This window comes from Thermus sp. H19.2, assembly GCF_054979525.1.
The window spans coordinates 825,438-838,038 of record NZ_CM143429.1 but is presented as its reverse complement, the minus strand read 5'-3'; the positions used below and the strand labels follow the sequence as shown (position 1 = coordinate 838,038).

Here is a 12,601-nt window from a genome sequence, read left to right as displayed (position 1 = left end):
GGCATGGACCACGAAGAGCGGGAGATGATCCTGGAGCTCTTTCCAGGCACCTCCCCTGACCTCCTCCCCTTAGGGGAGATTCTCTACTACCGGGACGAGGAGGGCCGGGTGGTGATCGTGGAGAAGGGCCCCCCCGAGCTCCGCCTGGCCCTCGAGCCCCTCCCCGGGCACGTGGGGGGGCCCCAGGTGTGCGAGGCCTGCCGCCGCCACCTCTCGGGGAGCGCCCTGGGCTTTTTCCGCCACCCCGTGGGGGGCAGGGAGACCCACCTGCGCTACCTGGTCCTCTGCCAGGACACCGAGGCCTGCGCCAGCCGGGCGGAGCCCGAGCGTTTGAGGGAAATCCTCCTTCGGGGTATACTCACCTGAGAAAGGGGCCCTTGGGCCAAGGAGGTCGGCAGGAGGCCGGCCTCCATGACTTACGAGGTGAGCTATGGCGCGCGAGGTAAAGCTGACCAAGGCCGGCTACGAGCGGCTCATGCAACAGCTGGAGCTGGAAAGGAAGCGCCTCCAGGAGGCCACCCAGATCCTGCAGGAGCTCATGGAGTCCTCCGACGACTACGACGACTCGGGGCTGGAAGCGGCCAAGCAGGAGAAGGCCCGCATTGAGGCCCGGATCGACTCCCTGGAGGACGTCCTCTCCCGGGCGGTGATCCTGGAGGAAACCGCAGGGGAGGTCATCGGCCTGGGCTCGGTGGTGGAGCTGGAGGACCCCGCCACCGGGGAGCGCCTTTCCGTGCAGGTGGTCTCCCCTGCCGAGGCCAGCGTCCTGGAGACCCCCATGAAGATCTCCGACGCCTCCCCCATGGGCCGGGCCCTCCTGGGCCACCGGGTGGGCGACGTCCTTTCCTTGGAAACGCCCAAGGGCAAGAAGGAGTTCCGCGTGGTGGCGGTCCACGGCTAAGATGAACGAGCAGACGCGCCAACGCCTCCTGAACCTGGAAGCCCTGGTGGAGGCGGGCTTCCCCCCCTACCCCTACCGCTTCCCCAAGACCCATCACGCCCAGGAGATCCTGAAGGCCAAGGAAGGGGCCTCCCCCGAGCAGGAGTGGCCCGAAAGGGTGGCCCTGGCGGGGCGCCTCCTGGCCCTGAGGCGCATGGGCAAGGTCACCTTCGCCCACCTCCTGGACGAGACGGGGCGGATCCAGCTCTACTTCCAGAAGGACCTCACCCCCCACTACGAGCTCCTCAAGAAGCTGGACGTGGGGGACATCCTGGGGGTGGAGGGGACGCTCTTCACCACCAAGACCGGGGAGGTCACGGTGAAGGTCCTCTCCTGGACCCCCCTGGTGAAGGCCCTCCACCCCCTCCCGGACAAGTGGCACGGCCTCAAGGACAAGGAGGTCCGCTACCGCCAGCGCTACCTGGACCTCATCGTCAACCCCGAGGTGCGGGAGGTCTTCCGCAGGCGCTCGGCCATCGTCCGCTACATCCGGCGCTTCTTTGAGGAGAAGGGCTTCTTGGAGGTGGAGACCCCCGTCCTCCAGGCCACCACCGGCGGGGCGGAGGCCAGGCCCTTCAAGACCTACCACCACGCCCTGGACGACGAGTTCTTCCTGCGCATTTCCTTGGAGCTCTACCTCAAGCGCCTTCTGGTGGGAGGGTACGAGAAGGTTTACGAGATCGGCCGGGTCTTCCGCAACGAGGGCATAGACCACAACCACAACCCCGAGTTCACCATGCTGGAGGCCTACTGGGCCTACGCCGACTACCAGGACATGGCCCTTTTGGTGGAGGAGCTCCTCTCCGGCCTGGTCCACCACCTTTTCGGAAGCTACGAGGTTCCCTACCAGGGGCGGGTGCTGAACTTCAAGCCGCCCTTCAAGCGCCTCTCCTTCGTGGAGGTCCTCAAGGAGAAGGCGGGCCTCCCCTTTGACCCCCTGGACCTGGAGCGCCTTAGGCTTTGGGCCGACGCCCACCACCCTGAGCTCGCCCAGGTGCCGAGCTACAAGCTTTTGGACAAGCTCTTCGGGATCTACGTGGAGCCGGAGCTTCAGGACCCCACCTTTGTCTTTGACTTCCCCCTGGCCATCAGCCCCCTGGCCAAACGGCACCGGGAGAAGCCCGGGCTCACCGAGCGCTGGGACCTCTTCGCCGGGGGGATGGAGCTCGCCCCCGCCTATTCCGAGCTCAACGACCCCCTGGACCAAAGGGAGCGCTTCCTGGAGCAGGCCAGGCGCCGCAAGGAAGGGGACGAGGAAGCCCCCGAGCCCGACGAGGACTTCCTCCTGGCCCTGGAGCTCGGCATGCCCCCGGCGGCGGGCCTGGGGCTTGGGATAGACCGCCTCACCATGCTCCTCACCGACCAGCCCTCTCTAAGGGACGTCCTCCTCTTCCCCCTAATGAAGCCCAGGAAAGGGCAGGAGGAGCTCGAGTAAGCCGGGAAGGAAGGTCATCGTGAATCCCTCGCCCAAGCTCAGGCGTGGAGGCCTTTTTGACCGGGGCCCCCATGCTAAGTGCCTGCGCCTCGGCTTCGCAACGCAGAATACCCGAAATAGGGCCAGGAGAGGGCTCTTTTGGGGCCCCCGCCGCGGCTTTCGCCGCGGCGGGGTACTTAGCTTGGGCCCGCATGGGGTGGTATGAGTGGCCGAGCGCAGCGCCCGCCTTAGCCTTCTGGTGGCCCTTTTGGTCCTGGGCCTGAAGGTCCTGGCCTACCTCCTCACGGGGTCGGTGGCCCTCCTCTCCGACGCCCTGGAGTCCATCGTCAACGTGGCCGCCGCCCTTTTGGCCCTCTTCGCCATCCGCCTGGCCCACAAGCCCCCGGACGCCACCCACCCCTTTGGCCACACCAAAGCGGAGTACTTCTCGGCGGTTTTGGAAGGGGTGCTGGTGGTCCTGGCCGCCCTCCTCATCGCCCGGGAGGCCCTGCCCCGCCTTTTCCGGCCGGTGCCCCTCGAGGGCTTGGGCCCGGGGCTTTTGGTGAGCCTCCTGGCCTCCGGGGCCAACGGCCTCCTGGCCTACCACCTCATCCAAGGGGGGCGGCTCCACCGGTCCCCGGCCCTGGTGGCGGACGGCTACCACGTCCTTTCCGACGTCCTCACCTCGGTGGGGGTCCTCCTGGGGGTGGGCCTGGCCGGGCTCACGGGGTTTTGGGTCCTGGACCCCCTTCTGGCCCTCCTGGTGGCGGGGAACATCCTCCTCATGGGCTTCCGCCTGGTCCGGGACTCGGTGGGGGGGCTGATGGACGCCGGCCTTTCCCCGGAGGAGGTGGCCCGCATCCAGGAGGTGATCGCCCGGGAGCTTGGGGGAAAGGCCCTGGAGGTCCACGACCTCAAGACCCGCAAAGCCGGCCACCGGGCCTTCTTGGAGTTCCACCTGGTGGTGCCCGGGGCAACCTCCGTGGCCGAGGCCCACCGCCTTTGCGACCGGCTGGAAAGGGCCCTGGAAGAGGAAATCCCCGGGCTCAGCGTCACCATTCACGTGGAGCCGGAAAGCGAGCGCCAGGCGTAAACCCCGCCGGAGGGCCTGCCGGGACCTCATCCCGGCATGGCATGACGCTCTTTTCCCCACCGGCGAAAAAGCGTACACTGAGGGGCAAAGGAGGGCCCATGCGCAAGAAACACGACTGGCTCAGGGAAACCTACCAAAAGAGCCTGGAGAAGATGCCGGAGAGGCCCGTGGCCCACCGCACCCTCTCCAATATCGCCCCCGAGCCCCTCTACACCCCGGAGGACATCGGCGTTCTGGACCCGGAGTACGAGGAGAAGCGGGGCTTCCCCGGGGAGTTCCCCTACACCCGGGGGGTCTACGGCTCCATGTACCGGTCCAAGCTCTGGACCATGCGCATGTTCGCCGGCTTCGGCACCGCCGAGCAGACGAACGAGCGCTTCAAGAAGCTCCTAAAGGCGGGGCAGACGGGCCTCAGCGTGGCCTTTGACCTCCCCACCCTCATGGGCTACGACTCCGACCACCCCCTCTCCAAGGGGGAGGTGGGGAAGTGCGGGGTGGCGGTCTCTAGCCTCGCCGACATGGAGATCCTCTTTGAAGGGATCAACCTCGAGCAGGTCACCACCTCCATGACCATCAACAGCCCCGCCAACGCCATCTGGGCCATGTACCTGGCGGTGGCCAAGAAGCGGGGCTACGACTGGAAGAAGCTCGGGGGCACGATCCAAAACGACATCCTCAAGGAGTTCATCGCCCAGAAGGAGTTCATCTTCCCCCCCGAGCCCAGCGTGAAGCTGGTGATAGACACCTTTGAGTGGGGGCCCAAGAACGTCCCCAAGTGGAACTTCATCTCCGTCTCCGGCTACCACATCCGGGAGGCGGGCTCCACGGCGGTCCAGGAGCTCGCCTGGACCCTGGCGGACGGCTTTGAGTACGTGGAGGCCGCCCTCAAGCGGGGCCTGGACATTGACGAGTTCGCCCCCCGGATCAGCTTCTTCTTTGACGTCCACAACGACTTCTTTGAGGAGATCGCCAAGTTCCGCGCGGCCCGGCGCATCTGGGCCAAGGAGATGCGCTACCGCTACAAAGCCAAGAACCCCCAGAGCTGGATGCTCCGCACCCACGCCCAGACCGCCGGGGTCTCCCTCACCGCGCAGCAGCCCCTGAACAACATCGCCCGGGTGGCCATCCAGGCCCTGGCGGCGGTCCTCGGCGGCACGAACAGCCTCCACACCGACGCCTACGACGAGGCCCTGGCCCTGCCCACGGAGGAGAGCGCCACCATCGCCCTCCGCACCCAGCAGATCATCGCCTACGAGACCGGGGTCACCCACACCATTGACCCCCTGGCGGGGAGCTACTACGTGGAGTGGCTCACCGACGAGATGGAGCGGCAGGCCATGGAGATCATTGAGGAGATCCGCCGCATGGGGGGCGTGGTGCGGGCCATTGAGGAGGGGTACTTCCTCCGGGAGCTCGCCGAGGCCAGCTACCGCTACCAGCAGGAGGTGGAGCGCAAGGAGCGGATCATCGTGGGGGTGAACGCCTTCACCGACGAGATCCCCCTGAAGGTGCCCATCCAGCTCGTGGACCCCGAGGTGGAAAGGGTCCAGGCGGAGCGCCTCGCCCGGGTGCGGCGGGAACGCGACCCCAAGCGGGTGGAGGAGGCCCTAGATGGCCTTAGGCGGGCCGCGGTGGAGGGGCAGAACACCATGCCCCACTTCGTGGAGTGCGCCCTGGCCTACTGCACCCTGGGGGAGATGATGGACGTGCTTCGGGAGGTCTACGGCACCTACCAGGAGCCGGCCTACGTGTAGGAGGGGTAAGATGCAGGGCGTGGATCGGCGCATACGCGTGCTCATCGCCAAGCCGGGCCTGGACGGGCACGACCGCGGGGCCAAGGTGGTGGCCCGGGCCCTGAGGGACGCGGGGATGGAGGTGATCTACACCGGGCTCCGCCAGACCCCGGAGATGATCGTCTCCGCCGCCATCCAGGAGGACGTGGACGCCATCGGCCTCTCCATCCTCTCCGGGGCCCACATGCACTACTTCCGCGAGGTGAAGCGGCTTCTGGAGGAAGAGGGGGCCTCGGACATCCTCCTCTTCGGCGGGGGGATCATCCCCGACGAGGACGTGCCCAAGCTGAAGGCGCTGGGGGTGGCCGCCGTCTTCGGCCCCGGGACCAGCACCCAGGAGATCGTGGACTTCCTGAGGCAGGCGGTGCCGGAGCGCTGGAAGGCCCAGGGGCTCGCATGAAGGCCATCCAGCTCTACTACCCCCCGGAGTGGGCCCACTGCTACGGGTGCGGCTACCTGAACGCCCACGGCCTCCACATCCAGACCTACTGGCACCCCGAGAGGGGGCAGAGCGAGACCCGCTTCACCCCCTTGCCCCACCACACCGCCATCCCCGGCTTCGTCTACGGGGGGCTTCTCGCCTCCCTGGTGGACTGCCACTCCACCGCCACCGCGGCCGCGGCCAAGGCCCAGGCGGAGGGCCTTTCCCTGGAAGAAACCCCCTTGCGCTTCGTCACCGCCAGCCTCAAGGTGGACTTCCTCAAGCCCACGCCCCTGGGACCGGAACTCCTCCTCCTGGGCCGGGCCCAGGAGGTGAAGGGGAAAAAGGTGGTGGTGGAGACCGAGCTCTACGCCGAAGGGGTCCTCACGGTGCGGGGGGAGGCGGTTCTCGTTCAGATCGGGGAGGGGTTCGGTCGGCAAGGAGGCGCTCCAGGCCCCGGATGAGGGCCTCCAGCTTGTCCGCCTGGGGAGAGGCGTGGAGGACCAGCTCCAGCCAGGCCTCCTCGAGGATCTGCCGCACCTCCGAAAGCCTCGCCGGGTCCCAGGCCCGCCCCAGGAGGGCCGCCCTAACCTCCTGGGCTAGGCGGCGGTTTTCCTCCTCGAGCCTTTGCAGGTAGTAGCGGAGGCGCAAGATCTCCGAGGAGGCCCGGTCAAGCTTCTCCCTTAGCTCGGCGATCTTGCGGTTTTCCTCCTCCCGCTTGGCCACGAGCGGGGCCATGCGGCGTTCCAGCTCGTCGTCCTAGTTGAGCATGGGAGCAGTCTAGACCCCTTTACCGGGAAGTAGAGTGGGGAATGAACATGGGAAGCCTTAGAACTCAAAGAAGGCCGGCACGAACTCGTACCCCTCCCCCGCCCGCCGGATGTGGCCCAGGGCGGGCCAGGGGAAGTGGTAGGCGGTGACGAGGCTTTTCTCCTCGGCCACCTTTTGGAAGAGCCGGGCCCGGGTGCGCACCACCTGCTCCTTGTCCATGTCAAAGCCCAGGTAAGCCTGGGGGAAGCGCAGGGAAAGGATGTGGTGCCCGGCGGCGTCCCCAAAGAGGAAGAGCCTCTTGCCCTGGGAGAGGACCTCGAGGCTCATGTGCCCCGGGGTGTGCCCGAAGGAGGCCACCGCCCGCACCCCGGGGAGGACCTCCTCCCCGTCCTTCACGGGGCGGATGCGCTCTTTCAGGGGCACCAGGGCCCGGGAAACCGCCTGGGTGGGGTTTTTGAGCCAGTAGTCCAGGTCCACCTCCCCCATGAGGTGGACCGCCTTGCTAAAAACCGGCCTCCCTCCCTCGTCCACCAGGCCCCCGATGTGGTCCGGGTGGCCGTGGGTGAGGAAGACGTGGGTGATGTCCTCGGGGGTGTAGCCGGCGAGCTCCAGGTGGGCAAGAAGCCTCCCCCCCGAGGCCCCTCCCCTTCCCGTATCCACCAGAAGCCGCGCCTCCCCCAGGTCCAGGAGGACGGGGTTGAAGTTGTTGCGGGTGGCCGCGGGGTCCAGGAAGTTTTCCACAAGGGCCTGGCGGAAGGCCTCCTGGAGCTCGGGGTTGGCCCCAAAGTTGGGGAGGAGGGGCCCCGGGGCCGACTGGCCGTCGGAAAGAACGACGGCGGTGACCTCCCCCACCTTGAAGCGGTAGAACCCACCCCCGTTCACCCCCCTGGGAACGCCCCTCTGGCCCAGGCCGGGGGCAAAGGCGCTCAAAGCCCAAAGAAGCCCGGTACCCTGGATAAACCGCCTGCGGTCCATAGCAACCCCCTTGGAAAGTCAGGTTAGCCCAAGGGGCCCTCCCCCATTGTGCTCTGGTTCCGCCGGGCCTCGAGGGCCCGCTCGGCCAGGAAAAGGAGGAGGGCGAGGCCCAGGAGGTAGGGCCTCAGGGGAAGGGCCGCCCGGGCCCCTTGCGGGAGCTCCTCCGGGCCCAGGAGCCTGCCTTCGCTCCCCTCGGCCAAGGCCCTGAGAAGGGCCTTCCCGTCCCGGGGCGTCCACTCCCCGGGAAGGGGAAGGGTGAGGGGGAGGCGGCGCTCCCCGTCCAGGAGAACCCCCGCCTCCTCGAGGCGGAACTCGTACCGCAGGGGCCCCACGGGCACCGGGGGCACCTCCTTTCCCCCGGCCAGCACCGAGGGGCGCTCCAGCCGCCCCAGGAGGACCACCCGCACCCCCCCCTCCTCGGGGTAGGCGTAAAGGGCCAGGCCCTGCCGGGCCCCCACGAGCCAGCGGGCAAGCCCCCCGAGGAAGGCCGAGGCCTCGGGGAAGTCCCGCCAGGAGCGGGAGAGGTCCGTGGCCAAGGCCGCCACCCTCCCCTCCCCCCGCTCCCCGATGGCGAGGACGGCCCGCTCGCCGCTAAGGAGGAGGACCTCGGCCCAAGGCTCGGCCCGCGCCGGGAGGAGGACGGAAAGGGGGGGGAAGCGGAAGCCCTCCGTGAGGGGGTGGGGCCGGGCCTCCAGGGGAAACCGCCCCTCCAAGCCCTCCCCCCGGAAGACCTCCTGCCCCTCCCGCAGGAAGAGGCGGGGGAGTTCCCTGGGGGAAGAGGCCCGGTAAAACCGCCCCCCTCCCCTCCGGGCGAGCTCCTCCAAGAAGGGGGCGTCGGCGTCGGGGCCCAGGGCCAGGGCGCTCACCTCCACCCCGGAGGCCTGGGCCAGGTCCAGGATGGGCCCCTTGGCGTCGGCGATGAGGCCGTCGGTGAGGACCAGGACCGCCTTCCGCTCCCCCGGCACCCCCTTTAGGAGGCGCACCGCCTCCCGGAAGGCCCCCCCGAGGACCGTCCCGCCCCCCGCCCTTAGGGAGAGGAGGAGGCTTGCCGCCTCCTTCTTGGCCTGGGCGGTCATGGGCCTTGGGGGAAAGAGGACCCGGTGGCTCGAGGAGAAGACCACCACCCCCAGGCGGTCCTCGGGGGCGGCGCTTTCCACCAGGGCCAAGGCCCCGGCCACCGCCATGGAAAGCTTCTCCCCCTCCATGCTCCCCGAGACGTCCAGGACCAGGACCAAGGCCGCCCCCTCCCGGCCCAAAGGCTTCAGGGGAAGCTCCTCGGGGAGCGCCCGGTCCCACCCCCCGAAGAAGAGGCCCTTGGGGGTGGCGGTGAAGAGGAGGCCACCTCCTTGGCGGAGGAAGCCCCTTAGGGCCTCGGGGGCGCCCTCGGGAAGGTCCAAAACCCCCACGCCCACCACCACCAGGTCCGCCTCCAGGGGAAGCCTGAAGCCCTCCTCCACCTGGAAGCCCTGGGCCTCGAGGTAGCGGGCCGTGGCCGGGTCGCCCAGCACCAGGGCCTTCGCCCGGTCGGCGGGGGCCACCTCCACCTCCGCCTCGCTCCTTCCCCAAGGACCTTCCGCCACCGCCCGCACCGCCGCCTTCTCCGTGAGGGGGAAGGTGTAGACGAGGGCCTTCCTCCCCTCCACCCTCAAAGCCCGTTCTAGGACCCCCCCAGGCCCTTCCACCCGAAGCCTGGCCTCCGCGGGCACGGGGGCTTCCAGCACCACCCCCATCCCCACCGTCTCCCCGTAGAGGGGGTAGGCCGGGGGGACGAGCCGCACCGCCACGTAAGGCCTTGGAGGGACGTAAAGGGCGTCCAGGGGAAAGGGCGGAGGGATAGGCTCCAAAAGCCCGTCGGAGACCAGGACCGCCCGGCTTGGCCGGTGGCGGAGCGCCTCCTTGTAGGCCTCCCGGAGGTCCGTCCCCTCCCCGAGGTCCAGCCTTCTCGCCGTGGGCGAGGGCAGGGTGGCAGCCCGCTCGGCGAAGGCCACGTAGACCCCGTCCTTGGGAAGCCTCGAGGCCAAGGCGAAGACCGCCTCCCGGGCCGAGGGGGAGTAGTCCAGGAGGTAGACCACCCGGCCCGGCAAAGGCCATCTGGGGTCCAGAAAGGCGAGGAAGAGGAGCAGGAGGAGGGCGGCCCTCAGAAGCCCGAGGCGCTGGGGCATGCCCCCATGCTAAGGGCCCGCACGTCGTTTTCGCGACATAGGACGCCCGAAACAGGGTGAGGAGAAGGCTCTTTTGGGGCCCCCGCCGCGGCGAAAGCCGCGGTGGGGTACTCAGTCCATCCAGTGCCCGAGCTTCTCCTTCTTGGCCTGGAGGTAGCGCTCGTTGTGGGGGTTGTCCCCGGCCCTAAGGGGGATGCGCTCCACGATCTCTATGCCGAAGCCGGAGAGGGCCCGGACCTTGCGCGGGTTGTTGGTGAGGAGGCGCATCTTCCGCACCCCGAGGTCGTAGAGGATCTGGGCCCCCACCCCGTAGTCCCGGAGGTCCGGGGGGAACCCCAGGGCCAGGTTGGCCTCCACCGTGTCCAGCCCCTGGTCCTGGAGGTGGTAGGCCTTGATCTTGTTCACGAGGCCGATCCCCCGCCCCTCCTGCCTCAGGTAGACCAGGACCCCCTTCCCCTCCTCGGCGATCCTCTGCAGGGCCAGGTCCCGCTGGAAGCCGCAGTCGCACCGCAGGGAGTGGAGGGCGTCCCCGGTGAGGCACTCGGAGTGCATGCGCACGAGGACGGGCTCCTCGGGGTCCCAGCTTCCCATGACCAAGGCGGCGTGCTCCTCCCCCGTGAGGGTATCCCGGTAGCCCAGGATGCGGAACTCCCCGAAGCGGGTGGGAAGGAGGGCCTCCGCCTCGCGCCTCACGTAGAGGTCCCCCTTCTCCAGGCGGTAGCGGATGAGGTCGGCGATGGTGCCCACCCTGAGGCCGTGCCTTCGGGCGAAGGCCAGGAGGTCCGGCAGGCGGGCCATGGTGCCGTCCTCCTTGAGGATCTCGATGAGGCTCCCCACCGGGGTGAGGCCGGCGAGGCGCAACAGGTCCACCGTGGCCTCGGTGTGCCCGGCGCGGCGCAAGACCCCGCCCGGCCTGGCCACCAGGGGGAAGACGTGCCCCGGGCGGCGGAAGTCCTGGGCCGTGGCCTCGGGGTCGGCGAGGAGCCTGATGGTGGCCGCCCGCTCAAAGGCGCTGATCCCCGTGGTGGTGCCCCGGGCGTCCACGCTCACGGTGAAGCGGGTCCCCTGGGGGTCCTGGTTCCTTTCCACCATGAGGGGGAGGTCCAGGGCCCTGGCCCTTTCCTCCGTGAGGGCCACGCAGAGGAGGCCCCGGCACTCCTTGAGCATGAAGTTCACCCACTCCGGGGTCACGTGCTCCGCCGCCATGATGAGGTCGCCCTCGTTCTCCCGGTCCTCGTCGTCCACCAGGATCACGGGGCGGCCCGCCCTTAGCTCCTCCAGAAGTTCCTTGACGCTGGCGATCCCTTCCATCACGCTCTCCCAAGAAGCCTGACCACGTAACGGGCGATGAGGTCCACCTCGAGGTTCACCCCGTCCCCCACCCGAAGCCTCCCCAGGTTGGTCACCTCGAGGGTGTGGGGGATGAGGGTCACCCAGAAGGCCTCCCCGAGAAGCCCCGCCACCGTGAGGGAGACCCCGTTTAGGGCCACGCTCCCCTTCTCGGCGATGTAGGGGGCGAGCGCCTTGGGGGGGAGGAAGTAGAAGTCCTTGGCCCCCGGGGCCTCGCGGACCTCCCAAAGCCTCGCCACCCCGTCCACGTGCCCGGTGACGAAGTGCCCCCCAAGCCTGTCCCCCACCTTCAGGGCCCGCTCCAGGTTGGGCCTGTGCCCCACCCGCCAGGTGGGGGCGGTGCGGCGCCGGGTCTCCTGGGCGAGCTCCACCCAAAAGCCCCCCTCCTCCACCGCCACCGCCGTGAGGCAGGCCCCGTCCACGGCCACGGAGTCCCCCACCTTAAGGTCCTCCAGCACCTTCCGGGCGGCGATGTAGACCCGGAGGAAGGGCCCTTCCTCCACCTTCAGGATCTCCCCCGTTTCCTCCACGAGTCCCGTGAACATTTATCCCTCCGGGTAGGCCTCGAGCCAGAGGTCCTCCCCCAGCCACTCCCTGCGGGCAAGGCGAAGGCGGAGGGCCTCCGCCACCCGCTCCACCCTGAAGCCCTCGGCAAGCCCCCTCCCCTCCCCCAGGATCCGGGGGGCGAGGAAGAGGGTGAGCTTGTCCACCAGGCCCCTTTCCAGAAAGGCCCCGGCAAGTCTCGGCCCCCCCTCCAGGAGCACCCCGTCCACCCCCTCCTCCAGGAGGAAGGCGAGGGCCCTTTCCGGGTCCACCCGCCCCCCCTCCCGAGGGAGGGCCACCACCCGGGCCCCCGCCTCCTCCAGGGCCGAAACCCGCGCCCTCGGGGCCCCCTCCCCCACGAAGACCAGGACCCGGGCGGGCTCCCCCCTGGGGCCCTTCCGGAAGAGGCGGGCCATGGGGGGGGTGCGGGCCTCGGTGTCCAGAACCACCTTGAGGGGGTCGCGGAGGGGCGGGGGCTCCACCATGAGGGGAAAGGGGCGGAAGTCGGGTTCCCGCACGGTGAGGGCGGGGTCGTCCTGGAGGACCGTCCCCACCCCCACCATCACGGCGGGAAGCCATTGCCGGTAGGCGTGGGCCACCCGGCGGCTCGCCTCCGAGGAGATCCAGCGGGCGTCCCCGGAGAGGGCGGCCACCTTGCCGTCCAGGGTGAGGGCCGCCTTGAGGAGGAGGAAGGGCAGGCCCTTCCGCTTGGCGGTGAAGAAGGCCTCGTTCTGGGCCCGGGCCTCGGCCTCCAAAAGGCCCACCTCCACCTGGACCCCTCCCGCCCGCAGGCGCTCCAGCCCCCCCTTGGCCACGGGATTTTCCTCCCGGGCCGCCACCACCACCCGGGAAACCCCCGCCTGGAGGAGGGCCAGGGAGCAGGGCGGGGTGCGCCCGAAGTGGTCGCAGGGCTCGAGGGTCACGTAGGCCGTGGCCCCCCGGGCAAGCTCCCCCGCCTGCTGGAGGGCGAAGACCTCGGCGTGGGGCTCCCCCGCCCGGGGATGGAACCCCTCGCCCACGATCCGGCCTTCCCTCACCAGCACCGCCCCCACCAGGGGGTTTGGGCTCGTGTGGCCCCGGGCGCGCTCGGCCAGCTGCAGGGCTCTACGCAAAAAGCGCTCGTCCAGGTCGCGCAAGTG

General features: G+C 69.3%; 13 protein-coding genes. 7 read left to right on the top strand and 6 right to left on the bottom strand.

The features are described 5' to 3' along the window. Nucleotides 1–3: 3 nt before the first annotated feature. The 7 genes from ACY5J6_RS04540 to ACY5J6_RS04510 all read left to right on the top strand — a co-directional run bounded on the left by ACY5J6_RS04540 (nucleotide 4) and on the right by ACY5J6_RS04510 (nucleotide 6,125). Nucleotides 4–366, top strand: a complete 363-nt coding sequence (locus ACY5J6_RS04540) for a hypothetical protein (protein WP_462846171.1) — start codon at nucleotides 4–6, stop codon at nucleotides 364–366. Between the two features lie 64 nt (nucleotides 367–430). Then, entirely contained in the window at nucleotides 431–901 is a 471-nt protein-coding gene (locus tag ACY5J6_RS04535; protein ID WP_462846170.1) for a GreA/GreB family elongation factor, read from the top strand. A 1-nt stretch (nucleotide 902) separates the two neighbouring features. Then, nucleotides 903–2,375: a lysine--tRNA ligase gene (gene lysS, locus ACY5J6_RS04530; RefSeq protein WP_462846169.1), complete on the top strand. Its 1,473-nt coding sequence runs from the start codon at nucleotides 903–905 to the stop codon at nucleotides 2,373–2,375. Nucleotides 2,376–2,580: 205 nt separating this feature from the next. Further along, a complete protein-coding gene (locus ACY5J6_RS04525; protein WP_462846168.1) occupies nucleotides 2,581–3,447 on the top strand; it encodes a cation diffusion facilitator family transporter in 867 nt (288 codons plus the stop codon). A gap of 98 nt (nucleotides 3,448–3,545) precedes the next feature. Beyond that, entirely contained in the window at nucleotides 3,546–5,201 is a 1,656-nt protein-coding gene (locus ACY5J6_RS04520) for an acyl-CoA mutase large subunit family protein (protein WP_462846167.1), read from the top strand. 10 nt (nucleotides 5,202–5,211) lie between these two features. Then, complete coding sequence (locus tag ACY5J6_RS04515) at nucleotides 5,212–5,640, top strand: cobalamin B12-binding domain-containing protein (protein WP_462846166.1); 429 nt, start codon at nucleotides 5,212–5,214, stop codon at nucleotides 5,638–5,640. Next, a complete protein-coding gene (locus ACY5J6_RS04510; protein WP_462846165.1) occupies nucleotides 5,637–6,125 on the top strand; it encodes a PaaI family thioesterase in 489 nt (162 codons plus the stop codon). The genes ACY5J6_RS04515 and ACY5J6_RS04510 overlap by 4 nt, the downstream gene beginning before the upstream one ends. Here ACY5J6_RS04510 and ACY5J6_RS04505 read toward each other — a convergent pair. The 6 genes from ACY5J6_RS04505 to ribD all read right to left on the bottom strand — a co-directional run bounded on the left by ACY5J6_RS04505 (nucleotide 6,046) and on the right by ribD (nucleotide 12,598). Then, entirely contained in the window at nucleotides 6,046–6,399 is a 354-nt protein-coding gene (locus tag ACY5J6_RS04505; protein WP_462846164.1) for a hypothetical protein, read from the bottom strand. The genes ACY5J6_RS04510 and ACY5J6_RS04505 overlap by 80 nt on opposite strands. A 90-nt stretch (nucleotides 6,400–6,489) precedes the next feature. Beyond that, complete coding sequence (locus tag ACY5J6_RS04500) at nucleotides 6,490–7,407, bottom strand: MBL fold metallo-hydrolase (RefSeq protein WP_462846163.1); 918 nt, start codon at nucleotides 7,405–7,407, stop codon at nucleotides 6,490–6,492. A 23-nt stretch (nucleotides 7,408–7,430) separates the two neighbouring features. Continuing rightward, nucleotides 7,431–9,569: a VWA domain-containing protein gene (locus ACY5J6_RS04495; protein ID WP_462846162.1), complete on the bottom strand. Its 2,139-nt coding sequence runs from the start codon at nucleotides 9,567–9,569 to the stop codon at nucleotides 7,431–7,433. 111 nt (nucleotides 9,570–9,680) lie between these two features. Beyond that, complete coding sequence (locus ACY5J6_RS04490) at nucleotides 9,681–10,880, bottom strand: bifunctional 3,4-dihydroxy-2-butanone-4-phosphate synthase/GTP cyclohydrolase II (RefSeq protein WP_462846161.1); 1,200 nt, start codon at nucleotides 10,878–10,880, stop codon at nucleotides 9,681–9,683. After that, nucleotides 10,880–11,464: a riboflavin synthase gene (locus tag ACY5J6_RS04485; protein ID WP_462846160.1), complete on the bottom strand. Its 585-nt coding sequence runs from the start codon at nucleotides 11,462–11,464 to the stop codon at nucleotides 10,880–10,882. The genes ACY5J6_RS04490 and ACY5J6_RS04485 overlap by 1 nt, the downstream gene beginning before the upstream one ends. Then, the gene (gene ribD / locus ACY5J6_RS04480) at nucleotides 11,465–12,598 is read right to left on the bottom strand and encodes a bifunctional diaminohydroxyphosphoribosylaminopyrimidine deaminase/5-amino-6-(5-phosphoribosylamino)uracil reductase RibD (protein WP_462846159.1); all 1,134 of its coding nucleotides are present in this window, start codon (nucleotides 12,596–12,598) and stop codon (nucleotides 11,465–11,467) included. Between the last annotated feature and the right edge of the window lie 3 nt (nucleotides 12,599–12,601).